General features: G+C 42.2%; 18 protein-coding genes. 10 read left to right on the top strand and 8 right to left on the bottom strand.

Going from position 1 to position 22,409, the window contains the following annotated elements; translation table 11 throughout:
* Positions 1 to 5 precede the first annotated feature (5 nt).
* The 3 genes from pilW to ndk form a co-directional block, all read right to left on the bottom strand.
* Positions 6 to 1,499 (bottom strand): type IV pilus biogenesis/stability protein PilW, encoded by a 1,494-nt coding sequence (pilW, locus tag CTT31_RS03070; protein WP_260491963.1) that lies wholly within the window; start codon positions 1,497 to 1,499, stop codon positions 6 to 8.
* A gap of 141 nt (positions 1,500 to 1,640) precedes the next feature.
* The gene (rlmN, locus tag CTT31_RS03065; RefSeq protein ID WP_039494386.1) at positions 1,641 to 2,777 is read right to left on the bottom strand and encodes a dual-specificity RNA methyltransferase RlmN; all 1,137 of its coding nucleotides are present in this window, start codon (positions 2,775 to 2,777) and stop codon (positions 1,641 to 1,643) included.
* Between the two features lie 195 nt (positions 2,778 to 2,972).
* Positions 2,973 to 3,404 (bottom strand): nucleoside-diphosphate kinase, encoded by a 432-nt coding sequence (gene ndk, locus CTT31_RS03060; protein WP_010377338.1) that lies wholly within the window; start codon positions 3,402 to 3,404, stop codon positions 2,973 to 2,975.
* Positions 3,405 to 3,712: 308 nt separating this feature from the next.
* On the opposite strand from ndk, the gene trhP reads away from it, so the two are divergent.
* The 5 genes from trhP (at position 3,713) to CTT31_RS03035 (ending at position 9,828) form a co-directional block, all read left to right on the top strand.
* Positions 3,713 to 5,071 carry a prephenate-dependent tRNA uridine(34) hydroxylase TrhP gene (trhP, locus tag CTT31_RS03055; protein ID WP_260491962.1) on the top strand — a complete coding sequence of 453 codons (1,359 nt, stop codon included), beginning with the start codon at positions 3,713 to 3,715 and terminating at the stop codon, positions 5,069 to 5,071.
* Positions 5,072 to 5,073: 2 nt separating this feature from the next.
* The gene (locus CTT31_RS03050; RefSeq protein ID WP_010377334.1) at positions 5,074 to 5,319 is read left to right on the top strand and encodes a YfhL family 4Fe-4S dicluster ferredoxin; all 246 of its coding nucleotides are present in this window, start codon (positions 5,074 to 5,076) and stop codon (positions 5,317 to 5,319) included.
* Between the two features lie 479 nt (positions 5,320 to 5,798).
* A complete protein-coding gene (locus CTT31_RS03045; protein ID WP_260491961.1) occupies positions 5,799 to 8,486 on the top strand; it encodes a PAS domain-containing sensor histidine kinase in 2,688 nt (895 codons plus the stop codon).
* A 2-nt stretch (positions 8,487 to 8,488) separates the two neighbouring features.
* Positions 8,489 to 8,893 (top strand): response regulator, encoded by a 405-nt coding sequence (locus tag CTT31_RS03040; protein ID WP_010377331.1) that lies wholly within the window; start codon positions 8,489 to 8,491, stop codon positions 8,891 to 8,893.
* Positions 8,894 to 8,895: 2 nt separating this feature from the next.
* A complete protein-coding gene (locus CTT31_RS03035; protein ID WP_211859254.1) occupies positions 8,896 to 9,828 on the top strand; it encodes a GGDEF domain-containing protein in 933 nt (310 codons plus the stop codon).
* A 16-nt stretch (positions 9,829 to 9,844) separates the two neighbouring features.
* Here the strand turns inward: CTT31_RS03035 and CTT31_RS03030 are convergent, their stop codons facing one another.
* A complete protein-coding gene (locus tag CTT31_RS03030) occupies positions 9,845 to 10,006 on the bottom strand; it encodes a hypothetical protein (protein ID WP_019647244.1) in 162 nt (53 codons plus the stop codon).
* A 179-nt stretch (positions 10,007 to 10,185) separates the two neighbouring features.
* On the opposite strand from CTT31_RS03030, the gene CTT31_RS03025 reads away from it, so the two are divergent.
* The gene (locus tag CTT31_RS03025) at positions 10,186 to 11,346 is read left to right on the top strand and encodes a M23 family metallopeptidase (protein ID WP_211859253.1); all 1,161 of its coding nucleotides are present in this window, start codon (positions 10,186 to 10,188) and stop codon (positions 11,344 to 11,346) included.
* Positions 11,347 to 11,476: 130 nt separating this feature from the next.
* Positions 11,477 to 12,190, top strand: coding sequence for a response regulator transcription factor (locus CTT31_RS03020; protein ID WP_045962055.1), 714 nt, complete (start codon positions 11,477 to 11,479; stop codon positions 12,188 to 12,190).
* A 92-nt stretch (positions 12,191 to 12,282) separates the two neighbouring features.
* Here the strand turns inward: CTT31_RS03020 and pyrE are convergent, their stop codons facing one another.
* The gene (gene pyrE / locus CTT31_RS03015; protein WP_017217061.1) at positions 12,283 to 12,927 is read right to left on the bottom strand and encodes an orotate phosphoribosyltransferase; all 645 of its coding nucleotides are present in this window, start codon (positions 12,925 to 12,927) and stop codon (positions 12,283 to 12,285) included.
* A gap of 21 nt (positions 12,928 to 12,948) precedes the next feature.
* Positions 12,949 to 13,662, bottom strand: coding sequence for a ribonuclease PH (gene rph, locus CTT31_RS03010; protein ID WP_010377321.1), 714 nt, complete (start codon positions 13,660 to 13,662; stop codon positions 12,949 to 12,951).
* A 153-nt stretch (positions 13,663 to 13,815) separates the two neighbouring features.
* Between rph and CTT31_RS03005 the strand changes: the two genes are divergently transcribed.
* The 3 genes from CTT31_RS03005 (at position 13,816) to CTT31_RS03000 (ending at position 16,761) form a co-directional block, all read left to right on the top strand.
* Positions 13,816 to 14,676, top strand: coding sequence for a YicC/YloC family endoribonuclease (locus CTT31_RS03005; RefSeq protein WP_045990262.1), 861 nt, complete (start codon positions 13,816 to 13,818; stop codon positions 14,674 to 14,676).
* A 249-nt stretch (positions 14,677 to 14,925) separates the two neighbouring features.
* Positions 14,926 to 15,048: an Arm DNA-binding domain-containing protein gene (locus CTT31_RS23600; protein ID WP_370649631.1), complete on the top strand. Its 123-nt coding sequence runs from the start codon at positions 14,926 to 14,928 to the stop codon at positions 15,046 to 15,048.
* A 174-nt stretch (positions 15,049 to 15,222) separates the two neighbouring features.
* Entirely contained in the window at positions 15,223 to 16,761 is a 1,539-nt protein-coding gene (locus CTT31_RS03000) for a DNA cytosine methyltransferase (protein ID WP_260491960.1), read from the top strand.
* 1,141 nt (positions 16,762 to 17,902) lie between these two features.
* On the opposite strand, the gene CTT31_RS02995 is transcribed toward CTT31_RS03000, so the two are convergent.
* Both CTT31_RS02995 and CTT31_RS02990 read right to left on the bottom strand, forming a co-directional pair.
* Positions 17,903 to 20,113, bottom strand: a complete 2,211-nt coding sequence (locus CTT31_RS02995; protein WP_260491959.1) for a sensor histidine kinase — start codon at positions 20,111 to 20,113, stop codon at positions 17,903 to 17,905.
* Positions 20,114 to 20,437: 324 nt separating this feature from the next.
* Positions 20,438 to 22,321 carry a hypothetical protein gene (locus CTT31_RS02990; protein ID WP_260491958.1) on the bottom strand — a complete coding sequence of 628 codons (1,884 nt, stop codon included), beginning with the start codon at positions 22,319 to 22,321 and terminating at the stop codon, positions 20,438 to 20,440.
* Positions 22,322 to 22,409: the final 88 nt, after the last annotated feature.

Raw genomic sequence — 22,409 nt, 5'->3', positions numbered from 1 at the left:
TTGGTTCATAAAGCGTAATTTGTTGGGTCTACAATTAATAATCCGTGGCCTGCTTGCAGCGCCACATCAGGAGTGAGTTTATTCCATCGCATAATTTCATCGATCAACACACCATATCGATCGGCAATACTGAGCAAAGTATCTCCCGCCGCAATTTCATGCACGACATTGGGATTGTTAAGATACACCTTTTGACCTGCGTACAATCTTGCAGATTCCCGCACTTGATTATATTCCATCAATTCAACCATTTTAATGTCGTATTTGACTGAAATACTAAATAGGTTTTCACCTGCAATAACAGTATGAAAAGGTACCTGAGGAGGCGCAACGTCACGATTTAATAACGGTACACTTGAACTACTTGATGACGTACTCGCTAACACTTGAGGCTCACGTGAGCGAGGACTAAATGTGACTTCCGATGGATCCGGTTGATAAAACTCAACCCGAGCTTCAGAGTCCGAGCTAACGTTCACCAAAGACGTGCTTTTTGCCACTTCAGATTTTGCCGAAGGCGCAAAATTATTGGTCTCAGCGGGTGAATCAACGGTGAATGATTGGGTTGAATTCGATTGCGTTTTCTTACGTTTAATTTTAATTTTTGGATTTGCAACAATATGACTAGGCGACGCCTCGGCAAGCTTATTTAACTGCGCTTCTCGATAGCGATTGCGCAACCGTTCAAATTCACTTGCAGCGATATTATTCGTTAAGATAAGGCCTGCTTGAGCTGATTTTGGATAACTTTGCACCAAAGTCGTGGCGATGTCTTGCGCCTTCTGTAAGTGGCCCATTTGCATATGTACTAGGTGCCCAAGCATTAAGCTTCTTGGCGAAATAAATCCACGCTTGGCAACATTATCAAGCACATCTTCTGCTCTTAAGAAATCACTGCGAGCATAGTATAGGCCCGCGAGCGCAAGTTGCGACGACATCTGCTGAGCGTTATGCTTAATCGCGCTTTGCAGATACTCCTCGGCTAGGGAATACTCATTTTGTTTCAGCGCACACAGCGCCAAGTTTTCATAGCTTGCCGATACCCGCAAATAACTTGGTACCTCTATCGCTTTGAAAAAATATTGGCTCGCTTTGTCATACTGACCAACGCGGCAAAGAAAAGTGCCATAGTTATTTAGCGTGTCGGGGTTATCTGGCTCAATATCCAAAGCCGCCTGATAGGCATTATCAGCGCGTTGTTGCTCACCCACCTGCTCGTAATAATACGCCAATGTATAATGGGCTTCGGCCAGTTTTGGCGCTAGCTGTAATGCCCGCTCTAAATTAAATTTGGCTGAGGTGGTGTTACCTGAGTTGAGATATTGAAGTGCCAGTGCAATACGAGTTCTTGCGGCATTGGTGTTATTGACTTGTTGTTCGGCCACAGGACGCCCGTCGGAGCGATAACTACTCTCCGTCACACAACCTGACAGAACTAAACTCGCGCCTGCGAGAATGGATGCAGCCAATCCTGTTTTGCGATAATTTCGCGATTGCATCACTCACCTTTGAATGCCACTGGGTTCTATGTGTGCCCTATATTACCCAAAAGGCTAAGAGATTCATCTATTTTTTACCAGATAGTCAGAACTTATCTGTGGTCAAGATGAAATGAGCTGGGTAAACCCAGCTCATGAATATTATTGTGCGCTCACATTGACAGCAATGGCGTTATCGTCACGCTGTTTTTTCTTAGCTAAACGCTTGGTTCTGTCTACGACATCGCCCACTAGCTGTCCGCATGCAGCGTCAATGTCATCGCCACGGGTACGACGAACGATACAAGTCAGTCCAGCAGCTTGTAACACCTTAGAAAATCTATCGATGCGACTGTTGCTAGAGCGGCCATATTCATTACCCGGAAACGGGTTAAATGGGATTAAGTTAATTTTTGACGGCGTGCCTTTGAGCACTTGTACTAATTCATGGGCATGATCTGTACTGTCATTCACGTCTTGTAGCATCACGTACTCAATGGTGACGTCTTTATTTGCTTTAGAACCGTCGATATAGCGACGACATGCTGCTAGAAACTCTTCAATCGGATACTTTTTATTGATCGGTACAAGCACATCACGAAGTGGATTGTTTGGTGCATGTAGCGAAATCGCCAGTGCCACATCAATCTTTTCTTTCAAGATATCGAGCGCAGGTACCACACCCGATGTACTTAGCGTAACGCGGCGCTTAGATAAACCAAATGCCCAATCGTCCATCATCAGTTCCATCGCTGGTACAACGTTATTTAGATTTAGCAGAGGCTCACCCATCCCCATCATGACGATGTTAGTAATTGGGCGTTTAGTGCTATCGCCTTTATGCAGACCAATGTCGGTTGCCACGCGCCAAACCTGACCAATGATCTCAGACACTTTTAAGTTACGGTTAAAGCCCTGCTGCGCCGTTGAGCAGAAAGTACATTCCAAAGCACAACCAACCTGAGAAGACACACACAGTGTTGCTCGGTCTTTTTCTGGGATCCACACAGTTTCAACTTCTTGGCCGCCTTCAAGTAATAGTGCGTATTTTATAGTACCGTCAGAAGCCACTTGCTTTACTGAAATTTCAGGCGCCTTAATCTCACACTCAGCCTGCAACCGCGCACGCAATTTTTTGTTCAAATTGCTCATGTCATCAAAGTTGTCGATACCAAAATGATAAATCCATTTCATCACCTGATCCGCGCGAAACGGCTTTTCGCCATATGATGCAAACAACTCGCGCATCCCCTCGCGATTTAAATCAAGTAAGTTAATTTTTTTCTCAATAGTGGTCATGAACAACCTCGGTTAAAGACGGTAAGAACAGCTAAATTGCCAACAACACATTGTACAAAAAAGCAGCAAACATCACAAATAATGTAACGTGTTTTGTGAAGTAGTGTGATTACTTTACAAAGCACGCTTATCCCGCAACTTAGCTACGGGACAAAAAAAGGGCTCGAAAGCCCTTCTTTGGCACCAAGTCTCGAATTAACGAGTACGTGGGCAAATCTCTTCTTCAGCGAAGAAGTAAGCGATTTCGCGAGCAGCAGACTCAGGCGCGTCAGAACCGTGTACTGCGTTCTCGTCGATGCTGTCTGCGTAGTCAGCACGTAGCGTACCAGCTAGCGCTTCAGCAGGGTTAGTAGCACCCATGATTTCGCGGTTTTTACGAACTGCGTCTTCACCTTCAAGCACCTGAACCATTACTGGACCAGAAGTCATGAAAGAAACTAGTGCACCAAAGAAAGGACGCTCTTTGTGCTCTGCGTAGAAACCTTCAGCTTTCTCTTGAGAAAGGTGAACCATTTTTGATGCAACGATTTTAAGACCAGCAGACTCAAAACGGTTGTAGATAGCACCGATGTGGTTTTTAGCTACAGCATCAGGCTTGATGATTGAAAAAGTGCGCTCTAAAGCCATCTTTTTTGCTCCAAAATATTATTGTGAATATTAACGGGCGCGAATTATACGTGTTTTGGTAGAAAAAACCTACTATCTCACGCCGCTTTCTTTGCGAAGAAACGAAAGTTTGGTGAATTATTTGTCGATTAAATACGCAGAATTGCCAGCAGAAGCCTTAACAGTAAGGCCACTTGCCCTTCCTTGCACAATGTCAAAAAACCTGATCTACATCAAAATTACTTACTTAGCTTTCTTCTATACTGCGCCGCTTTTTAGAATCAGCACGCGAAATCACTCAACAGCTGACCCGTAATCAGAGGTAAACCATGTTTGTACCAGAACTTCTCTCTCCTGCCGGCAGTTTAAAGAATATGCGTTACGCTTTTGCGTACGGTGCCGACGCTGTTTACGCCGGACAACCAAGATACAGTCTGCGCGTACGTAATAACGAATTTGATCTAAACAACCTCGAAATCGGTATTAACGAAGCCCACCAGCAGAACAAAAAGCTCTATGTCGTATCAAATATTGCGCCACACAACGGCAAAGTGAAAACTTACTTACGTGATATTGAACCCGTTATCGCGATGAAGCCAGACGCGCTTATCATGTCCGATCCCGGGCTAATTATGCTGGTACGCGATAAATGGCCAGACATGCCAATTCACCTATCCGTACAAGCAAATGCTGTTAACTATGCGGCGGTGCAATTTTGGGCCAAACAAGGGGTTGAGCGCGTAATTCTTTCTCGCGAGTTGTCGCTACAAGAAATAGAAGAAATTCGTACATTGTGTCCAGACACTGAGCTTGAAGTATTCGTTCACGGCGCCTTATGTATGGCTTATTCTGGTCGCTGTTTATTGTCGGGTTATATCAACAAGCGCGATCCAAACCAAGGTACTTGTACCAATGCCTGCCGCTGGAGCTACGATGTCAAACCTGGTCAAGAAAACGAAACCGGCGATGTTGTCCATAAGGTCGATCCAAAAGCGAATATTCCAACCTTAGGGGAAGGCCAACCAAGCGACGAAGTGTTTATGCTCGAAGAGCAAGGTCGCCCAGGTGAATACATGCCAGCATTTGAGGATGAGCATGGTACTTACATCATGAATTCCAAAGATTTACGCGCTGTCCAGTATGTTGATCAACTGACTCGTATGGGCGTGCACAGCCTTAAGATCGAAGGCCGTACCAAGTCATTCTATTATGTTGCTCGCACCGCACAAGTCTATCGTAAAGCCATTGATGATGCTGTTGCGGGTAAACCATTTGACCCAAGCTTAATGAAAACCCTAGAAAACCTAGCCCACCGAGGATATACCGAGGGCTTCTTGAAACGTCATGTACATCAAGACTATCAAAATTACGACTACGGTCATTCGGTGTCTGACCAACAGCAGTTTGTTGGTGAAGTGCTAGGTCGCACTAATAATGGTCTCGTTGAAATTGAGGTTAAAAACAAGTTCTGTACTGGTCACAGCTTGGAATTAATGACGCCTAAGGGCAATATTCACTTTAATCTTGAACACATGGAAAATAAAAAAGGCGAAGCGATAGATGACGCCAAGGGCTCGGGTCATATCGTCAAAATTCCATTACCGCAGGACATAGACTTAAGTCACGCCATTTTAATGCGCAATTTAGGCCAAAGTGAGGACACTCGTAATCCTTTTAAAAAGGCATAACGATGGCACTGCTTATTAATGATAAATGTATCAACTGTGATATGTGCGACCCTGAGTGTCCTAATCAAGCCATTTACATGGGCGATAAAATTTATCAAATTGACCCTGACAAATGCACTGAATGCGTCGGCCATTACGACACACCAACCTGTGTAAGTGTCTGCCCCATTGATTGCATTAAACCAGATCCAAACCACAAAGAAAGTCTTGATCAGTTAGCCGAAAAGTACCTTCGACTCACCGAATAACAAGGTGAAGCCACGCGCTTCACCTTGTGAATCTCTCAACTCCCCTCTTCCCTACCTCACGATAAAGATTTCCAAACCAGAGATTAGGATAAGGAATGATCTAACCCTTTGTTTTTAAAATCACATTAAATTATTTTCTTATCTAGCCAGAGAGTTTTGGGGATAACTCCGCTCTCGCGTCCTGCTACCGCCCTGGTACCTACGTCCTGTAGGCAAGGCGAATTTACGCACCAATAGCTGGCTATTGGAAGTGAATTCAACACAGTTAGCGCTAAAACTGGCTGCTAGAAAGGCATTAATTATCCGAAGTTCAGGTTTCTTACACCTCTTGTCGAAATTTCAAATAGATATACTACAGTTAAAGCAGAGCAATAGGACTTTTAAAGCGTATTTTACTATCGTAGCTTGAGTGTGCTTTTAGCGTCTTAACGGCGGATGTTTTTATATGAATTGGCTACACGTTGAGGTAAGGAAATAACATGGATTTGAACTCATTTGAGTCATTTTTTAATAGCGCGTACATGCCACATGGTCATTGCTATTTGTGGCAACCTCACCTGCTATGGACCAATGTTATCTCCGATATCTTGATAGCCGCAGCCTACTTTTCGATTCCCATGGCGATTATGATTTATGCAAAACAGCGCCCTGATGTTGGCAGAAATTGGGTCTTTGTGTTGTTTTGTAGCTTCATCACTTTATGTGGACTCACGCACTTAATTGGCGTTTATACCGTTTGGCATGGCGCTTATGGTATTCATGGCATTTCAAAAGCAGTCACAGCGTTTATCTCAATGGTAACGGCGGTTTATCTTTTTAGACTTATCCCAAGCGCCGTCGCAATCCCAACCCCCAATCAATTCCATGGCGTAACCGCAAGGCTCAAACGTATTACCGATGAAAAGCAGGCGCTTCATTCGCAACTAGACCAACACAGAGTTACCGAGTTTATGCTCGATGCCTTACCCACCAGTACCTTGCTACTTGACCAGCTACTCACCGTGAGTAAGTGCAATCCTTATTTTTATCGCGAGCTTGGGTACGACACGCCAGATGCATTAATTGGGCTGAGATTACACGATATCGTCAGTTTGGATGATCCGTTCGACAGCTTAGAGTCCATTAGCCAATCTCTACTTAACCAAAACGATTACAGTAAAGAAGCACTGTGCCATGTGAAAGACAAATTTGGCAATCAAATCCCGATGGAGATGCGCTTAGTACAAGAACCCCATGACGGTGCTAATCTCATTTTAGCGGTGTTTAATAACCTTTCGTCACTAAAACGCACAGAGCAAGCACTCGCGGAATCCACCGAGCAAATGAAGCGTGCAATCGGGGCAACCGAAGATGGCATTTGGGAGTGGAACGTTGTCGACAACAGCGTCAGCTATTCATCTCGTTTAAAAACCATGATTGGTAAACGCGATGACGAAAAAGTCACCTATGACGACTGGTTTGCACATATCCACCCAGAACATCAGGGCAAAGTGCAAGATGCCATAGACCATCACTTTGCCACTAAAGATCAATATTTTGTCGAGTACTTAGGGCGAGACAACAAAGGAGAATACGCGTGGTTTTCCGCCGTAGGCAACAGCCAATTTGACGACCACGGTAAAGCATTGGTGATGTCTGGAGCACTTAGAAATATCCATCAGAAAAAATCCCTTGAGCTGCAAGTGGCGGAAAAAAACAAAATTCTCAATGCCATCTACGAAGGTGCAAGTCAGGCTATTTGGCTATTAAAGGTAGAAGAAAAGCAAACATTTCGAGTGCTCGAGTACAATAAGTTTGCTTGTCAACGCACTGGCGTCAAACTTGATGAAATATTGGGTAAAACCCTCAGCGAACTCAGAGGGACACTGTTGGAAGCGGAGCTAGTAGATAGAATCGAAAAAAACTACCAACTTTGCGTTGAGGTCGCAAAACCCGTAGATTACACAGAAATGATACCATTCAAAAATAAAGAACATTGGTATCAGACAACTCTTTATCCACTTAAAGACAGTAAAAACCAAGTTGAGCGGATCGTTGGTATCGCCGTCGATATTACGGCGCGAAAATTCGCAGAAAAAGAGCTTGAAGACAACCAACGCTTTTTACAGCGAATGATAGATTCAGCGGTATGTGGCCTTTATCTCTACGACTTAAAACTCCACAAAAACACGCGCATAAACAAGCGTTATACTCAACTCCTTGGTTATACAATTCAAGAGTTAGAAAGTTCAAATTTAGAACTATGTTTTCATGAAAGTGAACGCGCACTCGTTCACGAGCATATTGATGAAGTGAGAGCCAGCCAAGACGGTGAACTTATCCCGATAAAATATCGTTTTAGACACAAAGAAGGGCATTGGGTTTGGTGTTATTCCGTCGATACCGTGATCACTCGAGCTTACAATGGCGAGCCAGAGTTGATGCTGGGTACTTTTGTCGATATGACCGAGCACACTGAATTGCTATTACAGCTGCAAGAATCCAACGCCCACCTTGAGCACTTTGCCTATATTGCTTCTCATGATTTACAAGAGCCTCTCAGAAAGATCACCGCTTTTTCGGACAGTTTGGCGCAAAGAATTACGCCAGAACTCAAAGACTACGACGATGCAAAGTTTGAAATAGAGCGCTTGGTTGATGCCAGTCAACGAATGCGGATCATGATCCAAGACCTACTCAAGTTATCACGCTTGCATTCCCATGAGTTGAAGCTACAAACAACCAATCTAACTTTGTTGTTAGAAGATATTTGTGAAGTGATGAGCTTTAGTATCGAGGAAAGCGGCGCAGAAATTAAACTAGAGAATGGTGATTTACCTATCGAACTTGATCCCTCGCTTTTTCTTCAAGTGCTGCAAAACTTAATCAGTAACAGCATTAAGTTTAAGTCACCAGAGCTTGCGCCCGTGATCCAAATTTACGCCAGCCAAACCGGCCATGAAACGGTGATCCATTACAAAGACAATGGGCTTGGGATCCCAAAATCTCGACGTCAGCAAGTCTTTGAACCGTTCAGGCGTTTTGGCACCACACAAGAGTATGGCAGTGGTATTGGACTAGCGCTGTGCCGACAAATCGTAAAACTGCATGGCGGCACAATAAAATGCCTGCAAAGTGATGATGGCGCTTTGTTTGAAATCATACTGCCAAAAGAAGTTAAGGAGTAATAATGGAACTGTTATTAGTTGAAGATGATCCAGATGATGTCTACTTTTTTAAAAGAGCATACAGCAGTATTGCCAATGCGCCAGAGCTTAAAATTTTTTCTGACGGTCATGAGCTGCTGCATTACCTCGATTCTATCGCAACCTACGACCAAGTCATTTTGCTGGATTTAAACATGCCAAAAATGAGTGGCTTTGAAGTTATGGAAGCTTTAAAAAATGAACAAGTTGCCGATAAATTAATAACGGTATGCTATACCACCTCTACTCACCACAGTGACATTCGTAAAGCATATCAATTGGGTGCTAAGTCATATATTACCAAGCCCGGACGCTTAAGTGATTTAGAGTCGTTGATCAAATTAATCAAGCAGTATTGGTTTGACAATAACTGTGTCGTGCAAGGGTAACTATGAATACATGGCTGATTTATCTTCTTGAAGACAACGATGAAGATGCTTACTTAGTAAAGCGCACACTAGCAAGTACTGATGGTAGACAAAAGTTTAACGTTAAACACTTCAAAAATTTAGAGCAACTTGAAACCGCTTTAAACACAGTCAAGCCAGAAGCCATCCTTATCGATTTAAATATCGATGAGAGCCAAGGCCTTACCACGCTGATTAAAGTAAAACAGTTGCCAATCAGCGCCCCTATAATCGTGCTAACTGGGGTATCTGAAACACTGTTTGGCGAAAAGGCAATTCAACTTGGTGCGCAAGATTATATCCCAAAACACGAAGTGAGCGGCCCACTACTGGCACGTACAATCACCTTCTCAAAAGAACGCTACGAAATGCAGCGAAATCTAGAGAACCTAGTGGTGATGGATAGACTTACTATGCTACATAACCGCGGCGCATTTGATAACGAATTAGAAAGAGCGATTTCTGAGTCAGAGCGGTATGGTCATGGATTTGGTGTGTTGTTTATTGATCTCGACAATTTTAAACCAGTCAATGATCAGCTTGGTCATCAAGCGGGCGATCAATTGCTAAAAATACTGTCGGCAAAACTTAAAATGTATAAACGTGCGTCAGATTTTGTTGCACGCTACGGTGGTGATGAATTCGTGGTTATCGCCCCTCATCTAACCGAAAAAAATCAGTTACGAAAACTTGCTCAGCATAAGTATGACTTGCTCAGTGATAATTACTGTCTCCAAGATGAAAGCGCCAATATTCGCGAAGTAAAACTGGACTTAAGCATTGGCGCAGTGATTTATCCAACTGACGCCACATCAGCAGAAGAGTTAGTTGCTAAAGCAGATAAAGCTATGTATCACGCGAAGACGAATCAATTGCCTTACGCGTTTTACTCGGATGCAGGACTCACAGCAAAATAGTAGGGTGAGGAGTGTACTAATCCATTCTATTTTGAAGGTATTGCTTGTCGGCTTTTCTCCTTACATGGTTGCGCCTTTCGACGAAAGGCAAAACATTACTTCGTTGTTTTCGACGCTCTCCCCCCTGCCTTTCCTCTAGCAACTCTTCTAGTTGAGACAGAGTAATTAGCCTTTTCATAGCAACCTCCACATCACACCACTTTCTTTTTTATAGTCGCTTTTACAAAAAACCCCAATCTAGCAGGCAAAAATCTAAGTCCATCACTCAAAAAAATCACATTTTAAACTTTTATTTTACAAAATACTCACATTTAGGTATAACTTAATTGAACAAAAAACAAACAGAAAGGATACAACATGAAACGCCACTATCTATCAGCGTGTTTAGTCGCGCTCCTCTCACATCAGGCAACAGCTGCAGGCCAGCATGACTCTGTAGCTATGCCTGAATTTACTGCAGAACACATCAGTGCCTTACCTATTTCTAGTGTAATAGCAGTAAACCCTGAACTGTTTCTTTTCAGCAATGCTTTACAGCAAGTAGATTGGCAGCAGGTGCTTGACAGCACGGCACCGCATTTAAGCGACAAGCTCGAAGTGATCTTGCACTATGCAGGATATGCCAGTATTAACCCTAAATTGTTGCTGGCACTAATGGAACTTGAGTCAGGTGTGATAAGTAATCCAGATAAACAATCCCTCTTTGCACCGTTTGGTACACTCTCTCATGAACAGGGATTTGATGCGCAAGTAAAAGATGTAGCGCTTAATCTAAGTGCAAGATACTACGCATTCCAAAAACTTCGTGATGAAGGCAAAGCTAAAAAATTACCAGCAGTCAACGAAGCAACTGTTGCACTTGCAGATCTGACACACACATCGGCAGATGCCCTATTCAATACTTACCAAACGTTATTTAACGGTGAGTCATTAGCATTAAAAGCGGACAACAGCATTGCTTTTAATGAACAAGCTTCAACACAAGCGGTATCAGCTGCTAGCTTTAGCATGAGCTTCCCGTGGCCATCCGGTTACGCTTGGTATAGCGGTGGTGCACACTCAAATACAGGCTCTGGTTACCCTTACTCGTCGCTTGATTTTAATAACGGCTCAGGTGGCTGGGGAAGTAATACACCTTGGGTTCAAGCAGCGCATGGCGGCACAGTGACTCGTTACTCAGCTTGTAATATTCGCGTGACTCACTCAAGCGGTTATTCAACTCAGTATTACCATATGGAAAGTTTGCAATATAACACTGGTGATGTCATTTCTGCAGGCGCTTGGCTTGGCCGTTATGCGGACGATAAAGCAACGGCATTGTGCCAAGGTGGCCAATCAACCGGCCCTCACGTTCACTTTTCGCTACTGTACAACGGTGGGCATATTTCGCTGCATAACTGGTACATCAGTGGCTATCGTATAGATGTGGGTAACTCCAACTATGACGATAACTGTAATCGCTTCTTCTTTGAGAAGAACGGCTATCGTACTTGTGCATGGCGTGCATTGTACAAATAAACAGCCTTAGCTTACACAAGCATGGTATTAGGCTCAGCTTTTTAGTTTGAGCCTAATAAATAACTTAAATTTTTTGTAAAACAAATGTATATTAATTTTAATCTGGAATAAAAAAGGATTTAATACTTCTATGTTTGCAAAGGAATATTCCAACAACTCGCTAGCATGGCAAGATCGAGCATTTTTTATTCTGACTCATGCTCGAGCCAATACCAGTTCCACCAATTATACTGTGCTAATCAAAGTGCTGGAGACGCTAGGACATACAGTCAAAGTTGATACTCGACTACCAGAGCCAGCGCTACGTGAACAAATCGCATTATTTTTGGTGGATACAGAACACCGAGATTGCAATGAACTTATCAGTGCTGAAGTAAAGCTATTGGCGGCTAAACACAAGGTACTGCTCTTTAATGCAAATGAAGACAGCGTGAATGAAAAAACGGCGCTACTTGGCAATGTGAAAGGTATACTCTATCACAATGCTCCGCCAGAGACGTTATTTCAAGGATTAAGCAGTGTGCTCAAAGGCGAGCTTTGGTTTTGTCGCAGCGCTATCTCAGAGGCATTTAGCGAACTGATCGCCGCGATGCCACAAGCATTGCCTAACAGCGACATTATCTTAAGTAATGAAGAGTTAAATATGCTTACTGGCAGAGAAAAGTCTGTGATCAAGCTTATTGCTGCTGGTGCTAAAAACGAAGATATCGCTGATAGACTAAACATAAGTAGTCACACAGTAAAAACGCATATCTACAGCGCATTTAAAAAAACCAATTCGCGCAACCGAGTTGAACTTGCTAATTGGGCGCTACGCCATATACCAATAGTGAGTTTGAATTAAGAGCTGTGTAAAAACACACAATAAAACTGAGATAAAAGAGAAGTAAATTGATGGCTAGCATGGTACTAGCCATCTGCAGAAAATCGTAGGGCTTACGCTACACCGTAGCTATCACGGTATGCTTTAACTGCATCCAAGTGTGCATCCATACCACCTTGTTGCTCAAGGTAAGTGATCAGATCAGCCAATTTCACGATAGACACTACTTGAGTATTAAAGTCGCGCTCAACTTCCTGAATAGCAGAAAGCTCAGCTTTGCCTTTTTCTTGGCGATCTAATGCGATTAATACGCCAGCAAGATCGGCACCATTAGCAGCAATAATTTCCATCGACTCACGAATAGCAGTACCCGCGGTGATCACATCATCAACAAGCATAATACGACCTTCAAGCGCCGAACCTACTAAGTTACCGCCTTCACCGTGCTCTTTCTTTTCTTTACGATTAAAGCAGTAAGGCACATCTTTATTATGATGATCGGCAAGTGCAACGGCCGTCGTTGTCGCAATAGGAATACCTTTGTACGCTGGGCCAAACAATACATCAAACTCAATGCCAGCATCTTCCAATGCCGAAGCATAGAAACGACCTAAACGCGCCAGATCACGACCCGTGTTAAACAAGCCTGCATTGAAAAAATAAGGGCTAGTACGGCCAGACTTTAACGTAAACTCGCCAAACTTAAGCACCTGCTTTTCTAAGGCAAATTCAATAAACTCTTTTTGATACGGTTTCATGTCTTTCCTACTGAATGTTGATTACGCTAACGCTTGCTTTTGTAGATCAATGATTTCACGAATTGAGTGTTTCGCAAGACCAAGTAACTCATCTAGCTCGTCGAACGAGAACGGTTCGCCTTCAGCTGTCCCTTGTACTTCAATCAGTTTGCCAGTTTCAGTCATGATCACGTTCATATCTGTCTCAGCCTCTGAATCCTCAAGATACTCAAGATCGGTAATTGGCTGACCTTTATAAACCCCAACCGAGATTGCCGCTATCATAAATTTTAACGGGTTTACATTGATCATGCCTTTGGCACGCATGTGCGTTAGTGCATCTACCAATGCCACACAAGCACCACTAATTGACGCCGTGCGTGTACCACCGTCCGCTTGAATAACATCACAGTCGATAGTAATGGTGTTCTCACCTAACGCTTTTAAATCAACTGCGGCACGGAGCGCGCGTGCGATTAAGCGTTGAATTTCCATGGTACGGCCGCCTTGTTTACCACGCGCCGCTTCACGGTTGTTACGCGTATGTGTAGAGCGCGGAAGCATACCGTATTCTGCGGTGATCCAGCCCTTGCCTTGACCTTTCATAAAGCGTGGCACACCCGCTTCTACAGAAGCCGTACATAACACTTTGGTGTTACCAAACTCTACCATTACTGAGCCTTCAGCGTGCATTGTATAGTTACGAGTAAATGTAACCGGCCTGATCTGATTTGCAGTTCTTTCGCTTGGACGCATCCACGTTCCCCCATCATCAAAATTTGCCGTACATTATAAAGGGATCATAGAGACTATGCCACGCGATCCGACTAAAAATAAAATTCACTTTAGGGCTGTGTGGAAATTCGGCTATAATGCTCCGGTTAAACCAAGCTAATTTAGGGACTTTATATGATCCATAGTATGACCGCCTACGCCCGCAAAGAAGTGAAAGGTGACTGGGGCACTGGGGTTTGGGAAATTCGTTCAGTTAATCAACGCTACCTCGAAACCTTTATCCGCGCACCAGAACAATTTAGAGGCTTAGAGCCAGTAATACGTGAACGCCTGCGTAAACACCTACAACGCGGCAAAGTTGAAGTATTCCTAAAGTTCACCGCAAATCCTGCGCACGTTGGCCAACTAACCGTCAACGAATCGCTTGCAAAGCAACTTGTTGAAAGCGCAAAGTGGCTACAATCACAAAGCGGCGGTGATATCAATCCAGTAGATATTCTACGCTGGCCAGGTGTAATGGAAGCCGAAGAAGTCGACTTAGACACCGTAAACAGCGAGCTGTTAGGCGGCTTTGATGAGCTAGTAGAAGACTTTAAAGCTGCACGAGCAAGTGAAGGCGAAAACCTAGAAACCATGCTCACCACTCGTCTTGACGGTATTCTAGAGCAAGTTGCCATCGTTGAAGGCTACATGCCTGAAGTCACGAAGTGGCAACGTGAAAAACTTTCACAAAAGTTAGAAGAACTAAAAACCGACATCGACGAAGGTCGCCTAGAGCAAGAACTGATTTACCTTGCGCAAAAGCAAGATGTTGCAGAAGAACTCGACCGCCTCAAGTCACACGTCAAAGAAACCCACAAAATCCTCAAAAAAGGAGGCGCTTGTGGCCGTCGTTTAGACTTTATGATGCAAGAATTCAACCGCGAGTCTAACACCCTAGCCTCAAAGTCAATCAACAGCGACATCACCAACGCCGCCGTTGAACTTAAAGTTCTAATTGAGCAAATGCGCGAGCAGATCCAAAATATAGAATAAAGCTCACTAGCTTTCAAGAATACTCATAACCACCTAAAAAACCTCGCTTTATAACGAGGTTTTGTTTTTTATCATTCCGTATTTTTTCATTCTGTTTCATCCAATTGGTGAGTATTGTGGTGAGTATTTTTCACTGCTAGTCTCAAACTACTGGTGAGTACAAGAGGTGAAAAAATGTCAAATTTAACAGTAAAATAAGTCAACAGACTTGCTAAAGGTCAGCATAGTAAAACATCAGATGGAAACGGTTTGTTATTCGTCGTTCCAAAGCGTGGCGAACCGTATTGGTCTCTAAGGTATACCTTTAACGAAAAGAGAAGGGAAAAGTCTCTAGGTAAATTCGGGCAACTGACACTGGCTGAAGCGCGTTGAGGCTGAAACGATCAGAGCCATGCTAAGAGAAGGCATTGATCCACTACAAAAAAGAAACACTGATAAAGTAACAAAACCTAAATATCTTTTGTTATGGAAACTCTACTGTTTAGCTTTTTATAAATGTTTCGTCCTGGTATCATCACTTTCGGAATTTCAAAGTGGTAAATAAGATTGAAAAAGAAAGATAAAGTTCTGGTAATAGACCTATTTGCAGGCCCTGGTGGCTTGGGTGAAGGTATTTCTGCTACGACAGATAAAAATGGCAATAAACCGTTCGATATTCGTATATCTGTAGAAAAAGAACCATCGGCTCATAAAACTTTAACAACCAGATCATTCTTTCGAAAAATCAGAACGATGCCCAAGGGCATAGAAAACTATAATCTATATTTACAAGGAAAATTATCCCGCGAAGAGCTATTTGCAAAATTTCCGGAGCAATCTGCACTTGCTCTAAATGAGACATTAGAAGGCCCTAAAGCTCTTGGTGAAGATAATAAACTAATTCATAGCCGTATCGAAAAGCTGATTAGTAATCATAATGGACCTAAAGTAGTCATTGGTGGGCCTCCATGCCAAGCTTACTCACTTGCAGGAAGATCTCGCAACGCTGGAATAGAAGATTATAAAGCTGAAAAAGACCATCGTAATTTCTTATATTTAGAATATTTAAAAGTACTATCAATTGCTCAACCAGATGTTTTCGTGATGGAAAATGTTAGAGGCATCCTTTCCGCAAAGATTAATGGTAAAGTAATGTTTCCTCAAATACTCAAAGACTTGAGAAAACCAGGGAGAGTTACAAAGATTAAAGGTGTACCAGGATATAAAATCTATTCTTTGGTTGCTCCAGCAGAAAGCCCTAATAATCCTCAATATAAAAACTCTTCTGACTTTTTGATCAGAGCCGAGAATTACGGTATTCCCCAAGCTAGACATAGAGTAATTTTATTGGGAGTGAGAGAGGATTTAGGTCGTGTACCGCAAACAATTGAGCAATTACAGCAACAAGTAACAGTTGAAGAAGTCCTTATGGATCTGCCACCTCTTAGAAGTGGATTTTCCAAACAAAAAGATATTCAATCTGATTGGGAAAAACAAATTTTAAATAACTCAAAAGTAATCACGAAGTTACTTACGAAAAGGTTTGGAGAGAAACCTGTTTCTACTCTACCTCTTACCCCAATTAAAGGCCTAACTCGCTTTTCCTCAAAGAAAACAAATGTTAAGCCTAAAATACCAAGCCATATTAAAGAGTGGTACTTAGATTGTGCACCCAACAACGTGCTTAATCATGAAACAAGAGGCCACATGACCTCTGATTTACTGCGTTATGGATATAGTGCTGCTTTTACCAAACTAAATGACGGTGTTTCGCCCAAGTCTAGAGACTTCCCTGTTGAACTCGCGCCTGAGCACGATAATTGGAATTCAGGCTCTCATGCTGATAGGTTTAGAACGCAGGCCGCAAATAAACCAGCTACTACAGTAACAAGTCATATTTCTAAAGACGGCCACTATTTCATCCATTACGACCCTCAACAATGCAGAAGTCTTACTGTACGAGAAGCAGCTCGGCTACAAACTTTTCCCGACAATTATTTGTTTGAAGGAAATAGGACACAGCAATACGTTCAGGTTGGCAATGCTGTGCCTCCGTATCTAGCTCATAAAATCGGTAAGATAGTTCTCGAACTACTTTACAATTGAATATGTTGACTTTTGTCATAGAGTTAACTTGCTGCTTGAGGGGGGGTGGGGCAAGCTTGCTGACTAAATTTCCTGCTATTTCACTTTTCTTCAAATCTGGCTGCCCTTGTCTTCCTATATAAGCTGAGAACCTTGACTGAATGTCACGCATAAACTCCCCAGAAACGGTAGCGATCCGATTGTAGGTAACAAACTCTTCTATTGTACAAGTTTCAACATTTTGAAAGTCAGATATTGAAGCATGTAACTCTCCATGATTAGGTAAAAAATGAAATTTAGGATCTTGGCCCTTAATCACTTTCTCTAACGCAGCCCTTAACTTACTTGTTCCAGTGCTTTCTTGGATTAACTTTTTGTCAAGCCATTGCTCCCTTGAAACAGGTAATAGTGGACACATTACGATTCTATTTGCGTTTATAACTGGAAGCCCTTCAACTACATCTCTGGGGGCAACATCGCAAGCTGGTGATATGACTAAATACTTACCATTCTCGTTTTCAACAACATCTCCCGTAGCGATGTACTTCTTGATAGGTGGCTTAATATAGAACTCCCTTTCGTCATAAGTAGTTAATGTGCGATCTATATACTCGTTCAAATGATTTAAAGTATAACGCAATAACACTTTTTCAGAGCCACTTGCCCAATTTTCAATATCATGCGACAAATGCTCCCAAAACACCTCACTTAAACGCGACTCTAACTCTCCCTTTCTACCCAGTATTTTAGTTATGCCCGTTTCATATAGAGAAATAAACTGCCTAAATACTTCTTCATTTTCAATATCCTCCCTACTGTGGAACTTCAAGAAGGAACTCTCTTTTGCTACAAATTCCTGTCCTAAGTGAGACAAGTTTCCGGATATTACTTTAACCGGGAATCGGTTTTTATTATAAATGGCATCTATGACTTGGTTACCGCCTGCTTCTTGCGGCGTGCTAGTGTCCAAGTTCAAGTCAACAATCGCACCATCAAAGTCACCATCTTGCAAAAGCGCTATCGCACCATCAGCATTAGTTTCATGCACCAGCTCTATATGGTAATTTGAGAATTGCTCTGAGATATCATCTGCCGCATCTTGATACGCTTCAACTTGACTATCTTGATCCTCGACCAAAAGAATTTTAATACTACATGTCATTTAACTAGTTCCTTTAATTACAATGTCAAACACAGCCCCTTGCGTACTGTGTTTAGCTTCAATCTTTCCACCAATTCGACTCATCGCCTCCCCAGCTAATGACAACCCGAGACCTGTGCCGTCAGGTTTCATGCTATAACCAGGTTCAAACATTAAATCTAGATTGCCACCTTGAAATCCTGGACCAGAATCTTTGTACTCTAGTTCAACAGAACTACCTTCCGCATAGATGTCAATGGTGATAGTTTTTTCTGCATCAGCTTTTTGAGAGATCCAAAAGATACTGTTTTCGATTAGGTTCGAGAACACGGTTATCAAGTCTACTTCGTTGCACTCAATAAATACTCCCCCACCATGATTTCTTAATTCAAACTGAATTTTAGCGCTAGTGAAGTCTGACTCAAATATGGCTCCAATATTTTGGAGTTCATTGACTAGATTTAATTTCTTATTCGGGCTACGCCTTGTTCTAGCCAATGGCTCAATTTTTTTAAAAAGATACGACAGCCCTTTAGAGTGAGTTACTACTTTTCTACTCCTGTCATTTATTTTTTCAATTAATTCAGAGTCTTGACTTTTGATAACCTTTGATACCCACTTGGCAACTCTAGGCGCAGTCTCGTTGATGTATTTAATGTGCTTTCTTCCTTCGTGTAAAAGGACATGAGTAATCTTACCCAGAGTGGCTTGGCCTTGATAAACTGCTATTGTGTCTCTGATTTTTCTTTCTAAGTTAGCTTTTTTGTTCTCTTCATTTGTGAGAATCTTTGATATCGAAGACTTCACTTCTGGCAGTAACTCTGGTGATGTTTTTAAACGGTCCAACTCAGAAGATATGTGGTCTTTCGTTTTATCAAAATTAAAAAGAGAAGTTAAATCATCTTCAATGGAGCTACCTCTCCCACCTTTTTGCGCTTTATCTCTATATCTAAACCTACGCACTTCTAACTGTTTAATTATTGTGGACAATATTGTGGTTAAACCAAAATATGCTCCGTTTTCAATCAACCCGTCTCTAGCACTTTTTTCTTCTAACCCTGAGTGTTCCTCGTGTCGAACATATACAAAGCCAATAACTTGGTTATGACCTATCTTTCTGGAAGGGTCTTGAACCCTCTTTTTGTCTAGGTCAAGCCAGTCAAATTCCTGATCTCCATAAGGTCGAATTTTAAATTGTTCTCTATAAATCCCCACCCCATAATATTCGTCTAAAATCCGTCTAGCTTCATTTTTACCAACATAGCTACCTGTATCTGGATCTTTTAAGCCTCGCTCAATCATATTGGTTATAGAGTCTGGATCTCTGTCATATGCCCTAATGTCTACATAGAGCTCTCCTGGGTAAACTTGCCCTTCTACCCTATTCAGAGGTATTTGGACACTTATTTGCTCTGGCTTTAATGAAGGAACGTTTTGATTCTGATATGACAGAGAAACATGGCCATCCGACGATACCTTTCCAGAAATTCGATAATCAAATAAATCTAGTACAGGAAAAGGTTCTATCTTTATTAACTTGTTTGAGTATTCGCTGAGAGGGAAATCATAAAATTGAAGTTTAATATCAAATTGATCGTACTCAATTTTAAATCCTTGCTTTAGGGCAGATTCAAATACCTCTTGGGGAGCAGTTAGGCTTCTTAATTCAAGCAATAGCTTTTTAAGTTGCTTTGGTGTCCAAGTTTCTAACAGCTTTTCCTCTGTTAAATTAAACGTTTCTATTTTGATTGACGTTCCTGCACTACGAGGAGTTTTCTCATGTGTCACGTCCAACTCAAGCTCATCAAGGAATGTGAATGACTCTACTTTTTCCATGTCTAGATTGAGTTTTGTTAAATAACCACCTTGAACCGTTTCTAAGGTTATTCTTGAACCTAGAATTGACGCAGCAAACCTACCAATACCTTTTCTACCTTGCAGAACACGATTTCTAGCACTTCGTTTGCGGATCAGTTTGTCGCTAGTGGCTGGAACAAGCCACTTGTTGACAACTGTATCTAAAGACATTCCATCACCTTTATCGACAACGTCAACTACTAAAGTTTGAGCACCTTTATCGTAAGAAAAACTTACAACCACATCCTTTGAATCAGCATCGTATGAGTTCTTAACCAACTCGACAATTGCGGCATATACATCCTTAACAAGATCTTGACCTACTGTTCTTAGCAATCGAGCTGCTGGTCTAATTTTATGCGCAGTCACATCCATATTTAGCCCTAACTATCTTAACATATTATCTAATATATAGTTTTAGCTGTTCATTTGGAATAGTTATACCTAAGCTTAAGACTATGGTGCCTGTAAAAACTTAAATGAATTTTAAATATGCCCTCATTGAAATATATTCATGGGTTTACAACAAATAACGATAAGTGGTAGTTCGGTGTTTGTATAGCCAAGACGACATTGCTAAAAAGCTTAATTTTATTGGGTTGCAGATAACGGATTCCATAATTCTTCGTTGAGTTCCAGAATATAGAGTAAAGCTCACTAACCTCAACAAAATTGCCACTCGAGGGTGGCATTTGTCTTTTACTCTTCTTTATTTTCGAGTGCTTCTTCTCGGCGTAGATAAGCACCAGCTTCATCACTACTTGCGCGCAGTTGGTGGTTTTGATCCACTGCTCTCGTTTGCTGATTGAGTTGGTACACTTGTGAGGCGTTACCTAAATCACGCTCGCTGGTAATCGCGGCGATGGATTCTCGGTCTTTTAAGAAGCTAATCACATCTTTACGGATATCGCTTAGCTGTGCATCGTCTTTATGCATTTCTAAAATATGTCTTGGGTGCTCTAGGTTTTTCATGCCCGTGGCAGCGAAGGTCGTTGATACAATTCTCGACACCACTACCCAAGGGGTAATACTGCTGCGTACTAGCGTATTTTCAGAGCGTGTGGAATCGTGAATACCAGTACCTGTTGATATTTTTGACTCAGTAAATGTCCCTTCACACTTAAAATAAACCAGCAGAGATTCAAACTGCATCTCGGCATAGAATACGTGTGCAGCATTGTTTAGCATTGACGCAAACGATTTAATCAATAAGCCACTTAGCAGTAAATGTACGGCTACCATCACAACAGCGCTGAATGACGCAATGTTCTCTTCGCTGAAAGCACTAGAAAAATTACTGATATTGGCGCTCGTTATATAGTGGTAAATATCTACTACGGCATAAGCAAAAAAGACGCTTAATCCAAGGGTCACTAGCAGCAGTAAGTTACCACCTAGCAAAGATAAAAACCTAAAGCGTTCGAATGATTTACCTAAATCTAGGGGTAGAACTTTAGGTTGTACTTCTTGGATCATTTCGCCTTTAAAACCACCTTTACCATCAACTTGTTCTTGTAAGCTGGGATCTAGCTCCCGATAAACCCGGTTTGGTACTTCTTTATAACGGCGATTAGCCATCACCAAGTTGTCGAGGTTAATAAATATCTCGTTTGGATGTACTGATTCTTGCCAGTTTTCTCTTAACTCAGACACTTCAACCACCGGGTTTACTTTGTCTAAACGCGCTTTAAGCATAACAGTAATAATGGCGCTACAGCCAAGTGCAAGCACGATAACGCCCGTGAGATAAGCCCAAGTATGAAGACTAGGCAAAGGCGCAAAAAAGAGCTCAATATCGGCTTTACTTAACTTTCCTTCATCCATGATGTAAGACAAAGTTAAGCCTATCAAGATTGGTAGCACAAAAGAGAGCGAAATCACTTTAGTGAGGGTCGCACTCCCCAAAGATTCAATGGCATGTTCCGCTTTGCGTGAAATCGGTTTAGCCGCGCTATACCAACATGACAAAATATATATCATCAGTAAGGTGCTATAGATTGGGAAAGTCAGCTCCCCAGCATCACCAGCAAAGCCAGAAAGCGATACAAACGCCACCACACCATAAAGCACAAGTGCGGTTAATGTACTCACCCATGCACCAAATAAACGTTGGCTCATATTTCTGATAGGATAAGGGAGAAAGAGTAATTTAGGTGCAATGCTGTGAAGTAAACGCGATAAGAACCCTTTCGGTTCTACAAACGTGCTGTTCTTTCGGCCAATCAACATTTCTTCTAGCGTTTTCGCCGCATAAGCCACATCAGCCTTTTCTTGCTGGGCAGTTGAAGTTTCTGATTTACTGAAGTTATAAGCTAAAGAGGTAGGATGGTTACGACCCACAAAAAAACGCAGCGTTGCATATATTCCTTTTGCAAGTGAAGTGATCCCAAGACCTAAAATCAACATGCCAAATAGCATGATGATCCAACCCATACCCGCATCGCTCTTAACGGAGCTGGCGGCAATTACCAGTAATGCAATTCCAGCAATAGTTTGTATTGCACCACGAATAGCTGTGATTTTACCTTCCGTTTTAAATGGGTTTTTAAGCCCTAAATCAATAGAGCCATAATCAAAAGCCACTAGCAGCCTCCTTGTATAAACAGTCCAATGTCGGTGGCTAGGAGGTCGTCTAGTTTACGCAGCGTCCAGCCACACCTTTCAATTTCTG

It is taken from the genome of Pseudoalteromonas maricaloris (assembly GCF_024746855.1).
Lineage (GTDB): Bacteria > Pseudomonadota > Gammaproteobacteria > Enterobacterales > Alteromonadaceae > Pseudoalteromonas > Pseudoalteromonas maricaloris.
This window is presented reverse-complemented; position numbering and strand designations above follow the sequence as displayed.